Consider the following 14,849-nt stretch of genomic DNA (forward strand, 5'->3'; position numbering starts at 1 on the left):
GGTGGGCCGTGGGCAGCTCGGCCGGCTCGGGTTCTGATCGGAGCTCCTCGGCGTTCGGTGCGCTCCGCGCGTACGACTCGAGGATGATTCAGCCCGCGAACGGCGAATCCTCACCGTTCCAGCGCGTACGGTGGATCGGTGCCCACCAGGATCAGCCGCGCCAAGCTCACGACCGACATCGTGCTCGCCGGCGTGTTCGCGCTCGTGTGCCTGCCGTTCGCCCTGCTCGGCGGTGCCGCCGACCTCGTGATCCTGGCGGGCTTCACCGGCGCCCTCGCGATCCGCCGCTTCGACGTGCGGTGGTCGCTCGCGATCGCCTGGGCCTCCGCGCTGACGCAGATGCTCCTGCTGCGCGACCTGCAGCTCTACGACGCCGCGGTGCTCGGCGTGCTCTACTCCACCGCGGCGCACGGCGGCCGCGTCGTGAAGTGGCTGGGGCTCGGCTCGGCCGGGGTCGGCGCGCTCCTCGCCACCGGCTACCTCGCGGTCGTGAAGCCGCTGCTCGGCGGGGCGTCGGCGATCGGGGGCGGCGACGCGATCGGCATGCTCGTCCTCACCGGGATGCTCTTCGTCGCCTCGATCGCGGTGCTCGTCCTCGCCTGGACGGCCGGGCTCCTCGTGCGCGCCGTGCGCGACAACCGCGAGGTCGCGCGCCGCGAAGAGGTCGCGAACCGCGAGCGCGAGCTCGCGCAGTACCGCTACGTCGTCGAGCAGGAGCGCAACCGCATCGCCCGCGACATGCACGACGTGGTCGCGCACTCGCTCGCCGTCGTGATCGCGCAGGCCGACGGCGCGCGCTTCGCCGCGCGCACGCGGCCGGAATCGGTCGTCGACGCGCTCGGCACGATCGCCGGGGTCGCGCGCGGCGCGCTCGGCGACGTGCGGCTGCTGCTCGCCGAGCTGCGTCATCATGAGAGCGCGTCGCCCCAACCGGTGCTCGACGACCTCGAAGCCCTGCTCGAGCAGGTTCGCGCAGCCGGGCTCGACGTGCGGTTCACCGAGTCGGGTGCGCGCCCCGAGCTCGGCACCGGTCACCAGATCGCGGTCTACCGCATCGTGCAGGAGGGGCTCACGAACGCGCTCCGCCACGGTGACACGACCAAGCCGGTCGACCTCGAGCTCGCCTGGGACCAGGCGGGCGTCGAGCTCCGGCTCGTCAACTCCCAGCGGTCGGATGCCCCCGCGCCCGACTCGCACGCGTTCCGCCACGGCATCCCCGGCATGCGCGAGCGCGCGCAGCTCACTGGCGGCAGCCTGCACGCTGCGGCCGGCGAGGACGGCCTGTTCCGACTGACCGCCCGCATCCCCGCCCAACCCGGAAGGTCAGCATGAGCATCCGAGTCGCCCTCGTCGACGATCAGGCCCTCTTCCGCGCCGGCGTGCGCATGCTCGTCGAGTCGCAGCCCGACCTCGACGTGGTGGGGGAGGCGGGCGACGGCGTCGCGGCGATCGGCCTCGCCGCGGCCGAGCGCCCCGACGTCATCCTGATGGACGTGCGGATGCCGCTCGCGGACGGCATCGCGGCGACCGAGCGGATCCTCGCCGACGCCGATCGCGACGGCAGACCCGCCCCGAAGGTGCTCGTCCTGACGACGTTCGACCTCGACGAGAACGCCGCCCGTGCGATCCGTGCCGGGGCGAGCGGCTTCGTGCTGAAGGACGCCGACCCCGAGTTCCTCCTCGCGGCGATCCGCACGGTGCACCAGGGCAACCAGGTGATCGCCGCCTCGGCGACCCGCGCGCTGTTCGCGCACGTCGGCGCGGCCACCGCCGGTCGCCCGGCCCCCGCGGCCTGGTCCGAGCTCACGCCCCGCGAGCGCGAGATCTTCGCCCTCGCCGCACGCGGGCTCTCGAACAGCGAGATCGCCGCGTCCGAGTACCTGAGCGAGGCGACGGTGAAGACGCACGTGAGCCGGATCCTCGCGAAGCTCGGCCTCCGCGACCGGGTGCAGCTCGTGGTCTTCGCCTACGAGCACGACCTGCGGCCCGCCGAGTGACGCCCTACACGGTGTCCGTGAGCAGCGAGATGACCGGCCACGCACCCTCGGAGCTGTTACCGAGCACGCTCAGGGTCGTCGCGGTATCGCGGTTGTGAACTGAACGGAACGACACACCCGCGTCGTGCCCCTCGATGAAGAGTCGGGGGCTCGTCGTGCCGAGCGAGATGCCCATGCCGTATCGCACGCCCTCGAACCCCGGCCGGGTCATCAGCGCGAAGGTCTCCTCGTTCACGATCCGGCCGTCGGTGAGCGCACGCCAGAACCTGTGGAGGTCGTCGGCGGTGGTCCAGATGCCGCCGTCGCCGTTGCCCCGCACGGGCAGGTGCAGCACGTTGGTCCGGTCTCCCTCCTCGAAGAGATAGCCGAGGGCGGCGTCGCCCGGGAGTTCGTCCGCCCTCAGGAAGGACGTCCTCTCGAGACCGGCGCGTGCGCAGACCTCGGCCTCGACGAGGTCGTGGTACTTCGTGCCGCTCGCTCGCTCGGCGATCAGCGCGAGCACGACGTAGCCGCCGTTGCAGTACGCGAACCGGGTGCCGGGCGGGGACGCCTGCGGATGGCCGTCGACGACGGGCACGAACGCCTCGGTCTCGGCGAGGAGATGCACGGGCACCGACAGCACGTAGTCGGAGGCGTTCCAGTCGGCCGTCTCGTCGAGGTAGTCGCCGATGCCGGAGGTGTGGGTGAGGAGCTGTGCCACCGTCACGTCGTCGTCGATGAGCGGCAGGTCGGCACCAGGATGCCGCGGACGCGCGTGTCCAGCGACAGGACGCCCTCTTCGACGAGCCGGAGCACGGCCAGGGCGGTGAAGGTCTTGGCGCCGCTCGCGATCGCGAACCGGGTCAGCGTGGTGTTCGGCACCTGCAGCGCGCGGTGCGCGTACCCCTCGACCCGCTCGAAGCGGCGTTCGTCACCGACGTCGACTGTCACGACCCCGGTGAACGAGGCCTTCCGCACCGCGGCGTCGAGCGCGGCGCCGTCGGGAACCGGGTATGCGGCGGATTCGGCGTGCATCCTGCGAGCCTGACGGTGCGCCGTCGGCGTCATCCCAGAGGATGACGGCGAACCGTTCGATGGTCGGATGACCCGGGCCACGGTGCATCCGTAACGTCGAAGACATGCAGATCCAACCCTCTGACCTCGGTCTCATCGCCCGCGTCGCGGGCCTCGCCAAGCGCTACGGCCGCGGGGCCGGCTCGGTGACCGCGCTCGACGACGTCTCGCTCGGCCTCCGCCGCGGCGAGTTCACGGCGATCATGGGGCCCTCGGGCTCGGGCAAGTCGACACTCATGCACATCATGGCGGGTCTCGACTCGCCGACGGCCGGGCGGGTGTGGCTCGGCGACACCGACATCACCGAGCTCGGCGACGCCGCGCTCACGGTACTGCGCCGGCGCCGCATCGGGTTCATCTTCCAGTCGTTCAACCTCGTGCCGACCCTCGACGTGCGCGGCAACGTGATGCTGCCGTTCGAGCTCGACGGCCGTCGGCCGACCCGCGACGAGCAGGCGTGGATCGACGAGCTCTTCGACACGCTCGGCCTCGGCGGCCGCCTCACGCACCGGCCGCACGAGCTCTCGGGCGGCCAGCAGCAGCGCGTCGCCATCGCGCGGGCCCTCGCGACGCGCCCCGACCTCGTCTTCGCCGACGAGCCCACCGGCAACCTCGACTCCCGCACCGGGCGCGAGGTGCTCGGTCTTCTCGCGGTCGCGAGCGCCCGGTACGGGCAGTCGATCGCGATGGTGACGCACGACCCGGTCGCGGCGAGTCACGCCGATCGCATCCTGTTCCTCGCCGACGGCAGGATCGTGCGCGATGCGGGGCGCTCGACCCCCGAGGAGATCTCCGCGTTCATGCTGTCGATGGAGCTGGCGGCCTGATGCGCACCCGGATGAAGGACCAGTGGCCGACGCTGCTGGTCGCCGCCCTCGCCGGCACCTTCGGCGTGCTGCTGCTGCACGTGACCGGCCTGCTCGCCGCCGCGATCCGCGCCGACGACGTCACCGGGGAGAGCGACACCGTGGCCCTCATGCTCGGCTTCCTCGCGACGGTGTTCGTCGTCATCGCCGTGTACGTGAGCGCGATCGTCACCTCGAACACCGTGGCGACCGTCGTCGCGGGTCGCACCCGCACGATCGCACTGCTGCGGCTCATCGGCTCGAGCGCCCGCGCGCAGCGCGCCCAGATCGCCAAGGAGGGACTCGTGGTCGGGATCGCCGGCGCCGCGATCGGCGTCGTCGCCGGCACCGGTGCGGCCTACGGCGTCGAGCAGTTCGCCGTCGCGAACCGGATGCTGCCGCCGACCGAGTACGACTACCTCAATCCCGCCGTGGTGCTGCCCGCCGTCGCGGTCGTGCTCACCACGTGGCTGGCCTCCTGGGTGGGGTCGCGCCGAGTGCTCCGGGTGCGGCCGATCGAGGCGATCTCGAACTCGAACGCGCAGGACCGCGAGGAGCTCGGTCGCCGCAGGGGCCGCAACATCGCGGCGATCGTGCTGGTCGTCATCGGCATCGGCCTGCTCGTCACCGGCGTCGTGGTCGGTCTCACCGACCCGATGGGCGTGCTCATCGGCCTCGCCGGAGGCATCCTCTCGTTCACCGGCGTGGTGCTCGGCGCCGATGTCGTGATGCCGCCCGTGCTGCGACTCGTCGGTCGGATGTTCGGCCGCTCGCCGGCCGCGCGCCTCGCCGCCGAGAACGCCGTGCGCAACCCCGAGCGGAGCTCCCGCATGACGATCGGACTCGTCATCGGCGTCACGCTCGTCACCACCTTCTCGGTGACGATGGAGTCGTACCGGGCGATGCTGCTCGCCGCGCAGGAGGCGCAGCCCGAGGTGTACGCGGGCATCGAGACCATGCTCGACGCGACGATCGCCGTGTTCACGGTGCTCATCGGCTTCAGCGCGCTCATCGCCGCCATCGGCATGGTGAACACGCTCTCGCTGAGCGTGATGCAGCGCACCCGCGAGCTCGGGCTGCTGCGGGCGCTCGGCTTCGACCGGGGCCAGCTTCGCCGCATGATCGTCGTCGAGAGCGCCGCGCTCACGGTCGCCGCGACGCTCACCGGCCTCGTGCTGGGCTTCGGCTACGGCTGGGCCGGCGCGCAGGCGCTGCTCGGCGGTGCCCAGGGCGAGCCGGTGTTCGTCCTGCCGGGCGTGCCCTGGGTCATGATCGGCGCACTCGTCGTCGCGGCGGGCGTGCTGACGCTCGTCGCATCCATCGCCCCGGCGCGGCGCGCGATGCGCGTCTCGCCGGTGGTCGCCCTCGCGGTCGACTAGGGGGATCGCGAGGGACGGGAGGGAAGGGCGGGCGGCGGCCTCGGGGGAGGCCGCCGCCCGCTTCCGTGCGTCTGCAGCCCCCGCTCGCATCGCCCCGGCGTCACATGCATGCGGCCGCGGCGCTCGGATGTTAGCCTTGTGCCGTGCTTCACGGCCTGCTTCTCCTTAGCTGCCGCAGCGAGTCCTAGTTCGAAGGCCTCCCTCGCTGCGGAGTTCGTCGTCGGCTGAATCCATCCGAACAAGCGAGAAGAGCACCCCATGCAGAACACCCAGCAGCCCTCGGCGATGCCCGTCCACCGGTACCGCCCCTTCCACGAGCAGATCACGGTCGAGCTGCCCGACCGCACCTGGCCGTCCAAGCGCATCGAGCAGGCACCCCGTTGGTGCGCCGTCGACCTGCGCGACGGCAACCAGGCCCTCATCGACCCGATGAGCCCCGAGCGCAAGCGCATCATGTTCGACCTCCTCGTGAAGATGGGCTACAAGGAGATCGAGGTCGGGTTCCCGAGCGCGAGCCAGACCGACTTCGACTTCGTGCGCAGCCTCATCGACGAGAACGCGATTCCCGACGACGTCACCATCCAGGTCCTGACGCAGGCGCGCGACCACCTGATCGAACGCACCTACGAGGCGATCGTGGGCGCGAAGCAGGCGATCGTGCACCTCTACAACTCGACGAGCATCCTGCAGCGCGAGGTGGTGTTCCGCACCGACAAGCAGGGCATCATCGACATCGCCCTGCACGGCGCGCGCAAGTGCCGCGAGCAGGAGGCGACGATCCCCGGCACCACCGTCTACTACGAGTACTCGCCCGAGAGCTACACCGGCACCGAGCTCGAGTTCGCGGTCGACGTCTGCAACCAGGTGCTCGAGATCCTCGAGCCGACGCCCGAGCGCAAGGTCATCATCAACCTGCCGGCAACCGTCGAGATGGCGACGCCGAACGTCTACGCCGATTCGATCGAGTGGATGAGCCGCCACCTCGCGCACCGCGAGAACGTCATCCTCTCGTTGCATCCCCACAACGACCGCGGCACCGCCGTCGCCGCCGCCGAGCTCGGCTACCTGGCCGGCGCCGACCGCATCGAGGGCTGCCTCTTCGGCAACGGCGAGCGCACCGGCAACGTCGACCTCGTCGCGCTCGGCGTGAACCTCTTCACCCAGGGCATCGACCCGCAGATCGACTTCTCCGACATCGACGAGGTCAAGCGCACCGTCGAGTACTGCAACCAGCTGCCCGTGCCCGAGCGTCACCCGTGGGCGGGCGACCTCGTCTACACGGCGTTCTCGGGCTCCCATCAGGACGCGATCAAGAAGGGCTTCGAGGCGATGGCCGCGGAGGCCGAGCGCCGCGGGGTCTCCGTCGACGAGCTCGAGTGGGCCGTGCCGTACCTGCCGGTCGACCCGCGCGACCTCGGCCGCAGCTACGAGGCGGTCATTCGCGTGAACTCGCAGTCGGGCAAGGGCGGCGTGGCCTACCTGCTGAAGACCGACCACGCCCTCGACCTGCCGCGACGGCTGCAGATCGAGTTCTCCGGCGTCGTGCAGCAGAAGACCGACGCCGAGGGCGGCGAGGTCTCGAGCGACGAGATCTGGCGCGTCTTCACCGACGAGTACCTGCCGGCGCCGCAGAACCGACCCGACGAGAAGTGGGGCCGCTTCGAGCTGCTGAGCCTCCGCACCGAGAGCGCCCTCGACGGCGTCGTCAAGGTCCGCGTCGGGCTCCGCGACGGCGTCGAGCGCGTCGAGGCCGATGCGAGCGGCAACGGCCCGATCTCCGCGTTCCTCAACGTGCTGGGCGCCGAGGGCGTCGAGGTGAAGCTCCGCGACTACGTCGAGCACACGCTCTCGGCGAGCGGCGACTCGCAGGCGGCGGCGTACGTCGAGCTCGAGGTCGAGGGCACGGTGCTGTGGGGCGTCGGCATCGACGCCGACATCTCGACGGCGTCGCTGAAGGCCGTCGTCTCGGCCGTCAACCGCGCACTGCGCGTCCGCACCGCCGAGCCCGTGCTCCAGGCCGCCGGGGTCTGAACCGCCTTCGCCTCGCGCGGCGCCCGGGTCGACCTCGGGCGCCGCGCGCGGCTCAGCGGCGGATGACCGGCAGCACGCCGGTCTCCGTCGCGACCTTGCGGCGGTAGAGCATGCGCTGCTCGGGCAGCGAGAGGTCGAAGATCACCGCGAGCCACCGGATGATGCTCGTCACGACGATGCAGACCATGCCGGCGATGAGCAGCGGCACGCCGAAGGCGTCGAGGCCGACGAGCACGAGGCATCCGGCTGCCGCGGCGACCGCGTAGAGGGAGCCGACGTGCATGATCGCGACCGGCAGGCTCATCAGCATGTCGCGCAGGATGCCGCCGCCGACGGCGGCCGCCACGCCGACGAACACCGCGGGCAGCACCGGCAGGCCGAGGTCGAGCGCCTTCGTCGTGCCGAATGCGCCGAACATGCCGATGACGAGCGCGTCGAGCCCGACGATGACGCCGTTGAGGCGCTGGAGCGGCGAGGCGAGCAGCATGCCCACGAGCGAGGCGGCGACCGCGGTGACGAGGTACCAGTTGCTCTGCAGCGCGCCGATCGGCTGATTCAGCAGCAGGTCGCGGGTCATTCCGCCGCCGAAGCCCATCACGATGCCGACGATCGCGACGCCGAGGAGATCGAGGCGGCGTTCGCCGCGGAATCCGGAGGCGAACAGTGCGCCCTGCACGCCGCCGAGACCCACGGCGGTCAGGTCGAGCCAGAGGGGGATCGTGAACTCTGCGGTTTCCACGCTCACAGTGAATCACGGATGCCCCGGGCTGCAGAGATGGGAGAATCGAGCTGTGCCCGTGTACCGAGATGAAGCCGTCGTGCTGCGCACCCACAAGCTGGGTGAGGCCGACCGCATCCTCACCCTCCTGACGCGCGAGCACGGCAAGGTCCGTGCCGTGGCGAAGGGCGTCAGGCGCACGGGGTCGAAATTCGGCGCCCGCCTCGAGCCGTTCATGGTCGCCGACCTGCAGCTCTACGAGGGCCGCAGCCTCGACGTCGTGAACCAGGCCGAGTCGCTCGGCTCCTACGGCGCCCAGATCACGCAAGACTATGCCGCCTACACCGCGGCGAACGCCATGGTCGAGGCCGCCGACAAGCTCACCGAGTCCGAGGGGTCGCTGCAGCAGTACCTCCTGCTCGTCGGCGCGCTCCGCTCGCTCGCCCGCGGCGAGCACGGGGCGGGCCTCACCCTCGACTCGTACCTGCTGCGGGCCCTCGCCCTCGCCGGCTGGGCGCCGAGCTTCGGCGACTGCGCCCGCTGTGGTCGGCCGGGCGAGCACACGGCGGTCGTCGTGCAGCTCGGCGGGGTCGTCTGCGACGACGAGTGCGCCCCGCCCGGCACCCCGCGCATCGAGCGCACGACGGTGGCGCTGCTGGGTGCGCTCCTCTCAGGCGACTGGGAGTACGCCGAGGCCGCACCCGAGCGCGACCGCAACCAGGCGAGCGGCATCGTCGCCGCCTACACCCAGTGGCACCTCGAACGGGGACTCCGTTCGCTGCCGCACGTCAGCCGCGAGGCATCCGCCCCGCACCGCGCCCTCTGAGGAACCCGTGACCCCGAAGCCGTACACCCATCGCGACGCCGTGCCCTACAAGCCGATCGACTGGACGGGGGTGCACCCGCCCGCCTTCCCGAAGGGCTCGGTGCCCGAGCACGTCGCGATCGTCATGGACGGCAACGGGCGCTGGGCCAACCAGCGCGGACTCACCCGCATCGAGGGGCACAAGGCGGGCGAGGCCGCGCTGCTCGATGTCGTCGCCGGCGCGATCCAGGCCGGGGTGAAGCACCTCTCGGTCTACGCGTTCTCGACCGAGAACTGGAAGCGGTCGCCCGAGGAGGTGCGCTTCCTCATGGGCTACAACCGCGACGTGCTGCACCGTCGGCGCGACCAGCTCAACGAGTGGGGCGTGCGCATCCGCTGGGCCGGCCGCCGCCCGCGCCTCTGGGCCTCGGTCATCAACGAGCTCCAGTTCGCCGAGAGGCTCACGGCGGGCAACGACGTGCTGACGCTCACGATGTGCGTCAACTACGGCGGGCGCAACGAGATCACCGATGCGGTGCGCTCGATCGCCGACGACGTCGCGGCCGGCCGGCTGCGGCCCTCGGCGGTGAGCGAGAAGCTCATCGCGAAGCGGCTCTACGTGCCCGAGCTGCCCGACGTCGACCTGTTCGTGCGCTCCTCGGGCGAGCAGCGCACCTCGAACTTCCTGCTGTGGCAGTCGGCCTACGCCGAGATGGTGTTCCTCGACACCCTCTGGCCCGACTTCTCGCGCACCCAGCTCTGGGAGGCGATCGAGATCTACGCCCGCCGCAACCGGAGGTTCGGCGGGGCGATCGACGCGCCGACGACCGGCTGAGGCGAAGCTCCGCGAGGGACTCCCGCCGCCGCGGGGGACGACCTTAGGCTGGTCGGGTGACCGTCGACACCGCGCCCCAGCGACTCTCCGCACCGCCCCGCACCGGCTTCACGATCACGTGGGCGGTGCTCCGCATCGTGATGGCGGTGGCGATCATCACCGCGACGATCGTGACCTACCAGGGATCCTCCGCGTCGTGGCGGGAGGAGGGCTACGCCGACCTCGCCACCCTCAACGTCAACTTCTTCAGCTACTTCACCATCGAGTCGAACCTGCTCGCGGCGATCGTGCTGCTGATCGGCGCCGGGCTCGCGTTCGCGCGGCGGCTGCCCGGCCCGATGTGGTTCGCGATCCTGCGCGCGTGCGCGGTCACGTACATGGCCATCACGGGGATCGTCTACAACCTGCTGCTCCGCGGGCTCCCCGTGACCGGCGCCGGCGCGGACGCGCATCCCTGGACCAACGAGGTCATGCACGTGATCGGCCCGGTGTTCCTCGTCGCCGACTGGCTGTTCGCGCCCGGCCGCCCGCGGCTCGACTGGCGTCGCGTCTGGGTCATCCTCGCCTTCCCGATCGCGTGGGTGGCCTACACCCTCGTGCGCGGGCCGCTGGTGTTCGACCAGGTCCGGGCGATCGAGACCTGGTACCCGTACCCCTTCTTGAACCCGGCCAGACAGGAGAACGGCTACCTCGGCGTCTCCTTCTGGGTGGTCGTCATCGCGCTCGCCTTCGCCGTCGTCGCGGTGCTCGTCGTCTGGGTGTCGCGCCGATGGCCGAGCAACGCCGACACCGATTCCGCTGCGACGGCCGCGCGGTCGGGGAGCTAGCGTCGTCCGCGGCGCATCCGGCCGACGACCCCGGCGAACAGCGCGTGCAGCAACGGCAGCGCCGATGCGATCATCAAGGTCGTGCCGAGCGCGGGGTTCGGCACGAGCAGCAGCGCGCCGCCGATGAGCAGGGCGGCGAACAGCACGCCCGAGAGGATCCGGCGAGCGACGCCCTCCAGGCGATCGAGCCGTCGTTCGAGGCGTGAGGTGTCGAACGACATCCGGCCCTGGTCGGCCTTGGTGATGAGCGCGTCGACGCGCTTCGGCATGCCCCACATGAGCCCGGCGCTCGTCACGGCCTGCCCGAGGAGCTCCTGCACGACGTCGCCGCGCTCCTCGTCCAGGAGCTGCGTCGCGTACGGCTCCACGGCGTCCCATACGTTGAACTCGGGGTCGAGCGCGCTGCACATTCCCGAAGTGAGCGCCATCGCCCTGATGAGCAGCAGCAGGTGCTCGGGCAGCTGCAGCGGCAGCGAGCGCATGACGTCGCCGAACTCGACGCCGAAGTCGCGGAACTCGCGCGGGTCGACGTCCTTCAGCTGGGCGAAGCCCATGCCGCCGAAGCGTTCGAAGAGCTGCGTGAGCGCACGCTCGAGCTCGGCGGTGTCGGCCGAGGGCATGAGCACCCCGATCTCGTGCGCGGCCTCGATCATGCCGTGCCCGTCGCGCGACGCGACGGCGATGACGAGGGAGCGCAGGCCCGCCCGCAGCTCGCCGGGCACCTGGGCCATCATGCCGAAGTCGACGAAGGTCAGGCGCCACGGGATGTCCCGTGCGCCCGCGTCGCCCGTCGGCCCGTCGGCGCGCGGGGTCACGAAGATGTTGCCCGGGTGCGGGTCGGCGTGCACGAACGCGTGCGTGAACACCTGGTCGAACATGACCTCGGCGAACACCCGAGCGACGTCGGCGGGGGAGATGCCGGCGGCCCGCAGCGCGTCGGTGTCGTTGATCTTGATCGCCGTGACGTCCTCGAGGGTGAGCACGCGGCGGGTGGTGCGCTCCCACACGACGGCGGGGGCGTTCACGCGAGGCTCGTCGGCGAACGACTCGGCGAAGCGCTCGGCGTTCTGCGCCTCGTGCACGTAGTCGATCTCCTCGCGGCTCGTCTGGGCGAACTCCTCGACGAGCGCGGGGGCATCGACGTGGTCGGCGACGACGCGCACGCGACGGAGCCAGCCGGCGACCCGTCGGAGCGCCGCGAGGTCGACCGCCACGATCTGCTCGATGCCGGGGCGCTGCACCTTGACGACGACCTCGTCGAGCCCGGTGTCGGCGGCATCGCCCGCGGCGAGCCGGGCGCGGTGCGCCTGCCCGAGCGAGGCGGCCGCGACGGGGACCTCGTCGAACCTGGCGTACACCCGGTCGAGCGGGGCGCCGAGCTCGGCCTCGGCGAGCGCGCGGATCTCGGGGAACGGCACCGCAGGGACCTCGTCCTGGAGGCCGGCGAGCTCTGAGGTGATCTCGGGCGGCAGTACGTCGAGCCGGGCGGAGAGGAATTGGCCGACCTTGATCATCAGCCCGCCGAGGTCGACCGCGAGCGCGCGGAACCGTTCGGCGAGACGACGCATCCTCCGCTCGCGCGAGCGGTCGGCGATGCCGCCGAGGCCGAGCTTCGGCAGGACGAGCTCGAACCACCAGATCTGCACGAGCTGGCGCGCCGCGAACCCGAGGATGCGGCGTGAGCGCGCGCGGTGGGCACCGTCGGTCATGCCGCCATCTTCTCGCGTCGCGACGGATGCGGCACCCGGGGCGGCACCCGGTCAGCCCTCGGCGAGGATCGAGTAGAGCCGGCGACGTGCCTCGTCGAGCACGGTCACCGCCTGCTGGATCTGCTCGGGCGAGCCGCTGCGACCGAGCTGCGCGGCGGCCGCAGCGAGCTCGACGCCCGCCTTCGAGAGCGCCCGGTGGGCGCCGCCGCCGGCCGAGGAGGACTCCCACGGTGCCGGTCGGTCGGCTGCTGCGGCCACCTCGGCCCGGCCGGCCTCGGTGAGCGAGTAGGTCTTGCGGCCCTGCGTCTCGTCGGCCACGATCAGCCCCTCGTCGGCCAGGAGCTGCAGCGTCGGGTAGACGGACCCGGCGCTCGGCTTCCACGAGCCGCCGCTGCGCTCGTCGATCTGCTGGATGATCTGGTAGCCGTGCATCGGCTGCTCGGCGAGGAGGGCGAGCACTGCGGCACGGACGTCGCCGCGGGCCATGCGCCGCATGCCGGGGCGCTGCTCGAACGACGAGCGCAGCTGCTCCATCGCCTCCCAGATGGCGGCACCCGGGTTGCCGCCTCCCGCGCCTCCGAAGCCGGTTCCGCCGAATCCGCCGGTCGAGCGATTGCCGTTCATGATGACCTCCCGCGATATGCGAACGATACTCAACGATATATCGCTAGCGCGGGGAAGGGAAGGCCCGGCGCAGCCAGGCCTCGGCCTCCCGAGGGGCCCGCAGGCGCACCACCTCGAGCCCGGGGTTGCGGGCTGCGGCCTCCTGGACGAGTGCCGCCCGCGTGCCGTGCGTGCGCCACGCCCAGCGCACGATGTGCTCGGGATCGGTGAGGATCGTGTGGAACGGCGCCTCGCGGTTGCCGTTCCACAGCTCTTCGCGGCGCAGTCGGCGGCGCAGCGTGCGCGCGATCACTTGTCGCATCACCCGCGCGCGCGAGTAGTCGAGGAAGACGAGGAGCTGCCCGCGCTCGGCGAGCATGGGCTGCACGACGCCGTACTGCCACTCGGTGACCCAGCCGGCCTGCGAGGTGAACGCGTCGACGTCGTCGACGAAGCTCGGCCGCGGCGTCCAGTCGGGGCCGTGGAAGAGCGCGTCGATCTCCTGGTACGGCAGGCCCGACGCCGCTGCGATCCGCCGGGCGAGCGTCGTCTTGCCCGCGCCGCTCGCGCCGGCCACGAGGATGCGGTGCGGGTGCTCGGGCATCCGACCACTCTAGGCGCCGCCGAGCGCCGGGCTCCGGGCTACTCGGCCGAGGGCCCGGGTACGTAGCAGACGTCGCCCTCGCAGACCATGGCGCCGGCGGCGCCGGGCAGCAGGGTGAGGGGCGAGGCGGATGACCCGGTGCCCGCGCCGCTCGCGGAGCTCGCCTCGAGCGGGGTCGAGCCAGAGGCATCCGCCTCGATCTCGAGGCTCACGCGGCCGCGCCGTCGCGCTCGCCCGCGACCTGGGTGAGCACCTGGCCGAAGACCTCGGCGGGCTGCGCGCCCGAGACGCCGTACTTGCCCTCGAAGACGAAGAACGGCACGCCGTTGATGCCGTACGCACCGGCCTGCGCGATGTCGGCCTGCACGTCGGCGGCGTAGCGGCCCGACTCGAGCGCCTCGCGAGCGCCGTCGGCGTCGAGCCCGGCGTCGACGGCGAGCGAGACGAGCTCGTCGACGCGGCCGACGTGGCGGCCCTCGGTGAAGTACGCCTTGAAGAGGCGCTCCGAGAGCTCGAGCTGACGGCCCTGCGCCTTCGCGAAGTGGAGCAGCTCGTGCGCCTTCAGCGTCTTGGTGTGCTGGAGCGCGTCGAAGTCGTAGTCGAGGCCCGCGTTCGCGGCGACCCCGGTGACGTGCTGCAGCATCTGCTGGACGCGCTCGGCGGGGAGGCCCTTGTGCTTGGCGAGGAAGTCGATCTCGCTGCCCTCGAAGTCGACGGGGGTGTCGGGGGCGAGCTCGAACGAGTGGTACTCGATCTCGACGTCGGGCGCGTCGTCGCCGAGGGCGGCGAGGCCCTCCTCGAAGTGGCGCTTGCCGATGTAGCACCACGGGCAGGCGATGTCGGACCAGATGTCGATCTTGATGGGGGAAGTCACGATGAATGCGAACGCATCGGGTGCGCCGGGCATTCCCGAAACGGTCGAACCCCTCCGCTACTCGGGGTCGCTGAGGTCGGCGACGGTCGCGTCGAACGCGGCGATGAGGGCGTCGGCCTCGACGAAGAGGCTGCGGCCGTGCTCGCCCGCGCCCATCGACACGCGCCGGCCCGCGATCGTCTCGTCGACGAACACGGGCCACGAGTTCGTCGAGCCGAGCGGCGTGATCGTGCCGCGCTCGTAGCCGGTGGCGGCGAGCGCGAGCGAGGCGTCGGGAAGCTGCAGCTTGTTCACGCCGACGAGGGCGCGCAGCTTCGGCCAGCTGATCTTGCGGCCGCCGGGCACGAGGGCGAACAGGTAGGTGTCGTCGCTGCGCTTGACGACGAGCGACTTCACGATGTCGCCGGGGGAGATGCCCATGAGCTCGGCCGCCTCCTCGAGACTGCGTGCGGCGGGCCGCTCGATGATCTCGACGTCGAGGCCGCGTTCCGCGGCATCCGCGCGAACCCGTTCGGCGCCCGTGAGCTGCGTCATCTCGTCCTCCCCAAGGTCGGTTGCAGTGAATCCTA

17 protein-coding genes are annotated in these 14,849 nt (G+C 71.5%); 8 read left to right on the forward strand and 9 right to left on the reverse strand.

Annotated elements, in window-relative coordinates:
* The first annotated feature begins 138 nt into the window (after window positions 1–138).
* Both ACFVTH_RS14380 and ACFVTH_RS14385 read left to right on the forward strand, forming a co-directional pair.
* The gene (locus ACFVTH_RS14380) at window positions 139–1,332 is read left to right on the forward strand and encodes a histidine kinase (protein ID WP_387092211.1); all 1,194 of its coding nucleotides are present in this window, start codon (window positions 139–141) and stop codon (window positions 1,330–1,332) included.
* The gene (locus ACFVTH_RS14385; RefSeq protein ID WP_387092214.1) at window positions 1,329–1,997 is read left to right on the forward strand and encodes a response regulator; all 669 of its coding nucleotides are present in this window, start codon (window positions 1,329–1,331) and stop codon (window positions 1,995–1,997) included. The genes ACFVTH_RS14380 and ACFVTH_RS14385 overlap by 4 nt, the downstream gene beginning before the upstream one ends.
* A gap of 4 nt (window positions 1,998–2,001) precedes the next feature.
* Here the strand turns inward: ACFVTH_RS14385 and ACFVTH_RS14390 are convergent, their stop codons facing one another.
* Together ACFVTH_RS14390 and ACFVTH_RS14395 are read right to left on the reverse strand one after the other, a co-directional pair.
* Window positions 2,002–2,697: a serine hydrolase domain-containing protein gene (locus ACFVTH_RS14390; RefSeq protein ID WP_387092217.1), complete on the reverse strand. Its 696-nt coding sequence runs from the start codon at window positions 2,695–2,697 to the stop codon at window positions 2,002–2,004.
* Between the two features lie 2 nt (window positions 2,698–2,699).
* Entirely contained in the window at window positions 2,700–3,011 is a 312-nt protein-coding gene (locus ACFVTH_RS14395) for a serine hydrolase (protein ID WP_387092220.1), read from the reverse strand.
* 104 nt (window positions 3,012–3,115) lie between these two features.
* Here ACFVTH_RS14395 and ACFVTH_RS14400 point away from each other — a divergent pair, with 104 nt between their 5' ends.
* The 3 genes from ACFVTH_RS14400 (at window position 3,116) to leuA (ending at window position 7,305) form a co-directional block, all read left to right on the forward strand.
* The gene (locus ACFVTH_RS14400) at window positions 3,116–3,877 is read left to right on the forward strand and encodes an ABC transporter ATP-binding protein (protein WP_386941683.1); all 762 of its coding nucleotides are present in this window, start codon (window positions 3,116–3,118) and stop codon (window positions 3,875–3,877) included.
* Between the two features lie 11 nt (window positions 3,878–3,888).
* Complete coding sequence (locus tag ACFVTH_RS14405) at window positions 3,889–5,274, forward strand: FtsX-like permease family protein (protein ID WP_387092222.1); 1,386 nt, start codon at window positions 3,889–3,891, stop codon at window positions 5,272–5,274.
* A gap of 258 nt (window positions 5,275–5,532) precedes the next feature.
* Window positions 5,533–7,305 carry a 2-isopropylmalate synthase gene (leuA, locus tag ACFVTH_RS14410; protein WP_387092225.1) on the forward strand — a complete coding sequence of 591 codons (1,773 nt, stop codon included), beginning with the start codon at window positions 5,533–5,535 and terminating at the stop codon, window positions 7,303–7,305.
* A 52-nt stretch (window positions 7,306–7,357) separates the two neighbouring features.
* Here leuA and ACFVTH_RS14415 read toward each other — a convergent pair whose 3' ends face one another.
* The gene (locus ACFVTH_RS14415; protein ID WP_387092228.1) at window positions 7,358–8,044 is read right to left on the reverse strand and encodes a trimeric intracellular cation channel family protein; all 687 of its coding nucleotides are present in this window, start codon (window positions 8,042–8,044) and stop codon (window positions 7,358–7,360) included.
* Between the two features lie 52 nt (window positions 8,045–8,096).
* Between ACFVTH_RS14415 and recO the strand changes: the two genes are divergently transcribed.
* From recO to ACFVTH_RS14430, 3 genes are read left to right on the forward strand one after another with little or no spacing between them, the layout of a single operon-like run.
* Entirely contained in the window at window positions 8,097–8,849 is a 753-nt protein-coding gene (gene recO / locus ACFVTH_RS14420) for a DNA repair protein RecO (RefSeq protein WP_387092231.1), read from the forward strand.
* A gap of 7 nt (window positions 8,850–8,856) precedes the next feature.
* On the forward strand, window positions 8,857–9,663 hold the full coding sequence (locus tag ACFVTH_RS14425) for an isoprenyl transferase (protein WP_387092234.1): 807 nt from the start codon (window positions 8,857–8,859) through the stop codon (window positions 9,661–9,663).
* 56 nt (window positions 9,664–9,719) lie between these two features.
* Window positions 9,720–10,490, forward strand: coding sequence for a Pr6Pr family membrane protein (locus ACFVTH_RS14430; RefSeq protein WP_387092237.1), 771 nt, complete (start codon window positions 9,720–9,722; stop codon window positions 10,488–10,490).
* Here the strand turns inward: ACFVTH_RS14430 and ACFVTH_RS14435 are convergent.
* From ACFVTH_RS14435 to ACFVTH_RS14460, 6 genes are read right to left on the reverse strand one after another with little or no spacing between them, the layout of a single operon-like run.
* Entirely contained in the window at window positions 10,487–12,199 is a 1,713-nt protein-coding gene (locus ACFVTH_RS14435) for an ABC1 kinase family protein (RefSeq protein ID WP_387092240.1), read from the reverse strand. The two genes, ACFVTH_RS14430 and ACFVTH_RS14435, sit on opposite strands and share 4 nt — an antisense overlap.
* Window positions 12,200–12,250: 51 nt before the next feature.
* Window positions 12,251–12,823 carry a PadR family transcriptional regulator gene (locus tag ACFVTH_RS14440; RefSeq protein ID WP_387092243.1) on the reverse strand — a complete coding sequence of 191 codons (573 nt, stop codon included), beginning with the start codon at window positions 12,821–12,823 and terminating at the stop codon, window positions 12,251–12,253.
* A gap of 43 nt (window positions 12,824–12,866) precedes the next feature.
* Window positions 12,867–13,406 carry an AAA family ATPase gene (locus ACFVTH_RS14445; RefSeq protein ID WP_387092246.1) on the reverse strand — a complete coding sequence of 180 codons (540 nt, stop codon included), beginning with the start codon at window positions 13,404–13,406 and terminating at the stop codon, window positions 12,867–12,869.
* Window positions 13,407–13,444: 38 nt separating this feature from the next.
* Window positions 13,445–13,618 carry a hypothetical protein gene (locus tag ACFVTH_RS14450; protein WP_387092250.1) on the reverse strand — a complete coding sequence of 58 codons (174 nt, stop codon included), beginning with the start codon at window positions 13,616–13,618 and terminating at the stop codon, window positions 13,445–13,447.
* The gene (locus tag ACFVTH_RS14455) at window positions 13,615–14,280 is read right to left on the reverse strand and encodes a DsbA family protein (protein WP_387092252.1); all 666 of its coding nucleotides are present in this window, start codon (window positions 14,278–14,280) and stop codon (window positions 13,615–13,617) included. The genes ACFVTH_RS14450 and ACFVTH_RS14455 overlap by 4 nt, the downstream gene beginning before the upstream one ends.
* 57 nt (window positions 14,281–14,337) lie before the next feature.
* The gene (locus ACFVTH_RS14460) at window positions 14,338–14,814 is read right to left on the reverse strand and encodes an aminoacyl-tRNA deacylase (protein WP_387092255.1); all 477 of its coding nucleotides are present in this window, start codon (window positions 14,812–14,814) and stop codon (window positions 14,338–14,340) included.
* Between the last annotated feature and the right edge of the window lie 35 nt (window positions 14,815–14,849).

The sequence above is a fragment of the Agromyces sp. NPDC058104 genome (assembly GCF_042884835.1).
GTDB lineage: Bacteria > Actinomycetota > Actinomycetes > Actinomycetales > Microbacteriaceae > Agromyces.

What these genes read in the sequence shown, in the direction of transcription:
- ACFVTH_RS14385 (WP_387092214.1), top strand. Translation starts at nt 1,329, where the DNA reads ATGAGCATCCGAGTCGCCCTCGTCGACGATCAGGCCCTCTTCCGCGCC.
- ACFVTH_RS14395 (WP_387092220.1), bottom strand. Translation starts at nt 3,011, where the DNA reads ATGCACGCCGAATCCGCCGCATACCCGGTTCCCGACGGCGCCGCGCTC.
- ACFVTH_RS14400 (WP_386941683.1), top strand. Translation starts at nt 3,116, where the DNA reads ATGCAGATCCAACCCTCTGACCTCGGTCTCATCGCCCGCGTCGCGGGC.
- ACFVTH_RS14405 (WP_387092222.1), top strand. Translation starts at nt 3,889, where the DNA reads ATGAAGGACCAGTGGCCGACGCTGCTGGTCGCCGCCCTCGCCGGCACC.
- leuA (WP_387092225.1), top strand. Translation starts at nt 5,533, where the DNA reads ATGCAGAACACCCAGCAGCCCTCGGCGATGCCCGTCCACCGGTACCGC.
- ACFVTH_RS14435 (WP_387092240.1), bottom strand. Translation starts at nt 12,199, where the DNA reads ATGACCGACGGTGCCCACCGCGCGCGCTCACGCCGCATCCTCGGGTTC.
- ACFVTH_RS14440 (WP_387092243.1), bottom strand. Translation starts at nt 12,823, where the DNA reads ATGAACGGCAATCGCTCGACCGGCGGATTCGGCGGAACCGGCTTCGGA.
- ACFVTH_RS14445 (WP_387092246.1), bottom strand. Translation starts at nt 13,406, where the DNA reads ATGCCCGAGCACCCGCACCGCATCCTCGTGGCCGGCGCGAGCGGCGCG.
- ACFVTH_RS14460 (WP_387092255.1), bottom strand. Translation starts at nt 14,814, where the DNA reads ATGACGCAGCTCACGGGCGCCGAACGGGTTCGCGCGGATGCCGCGGAA.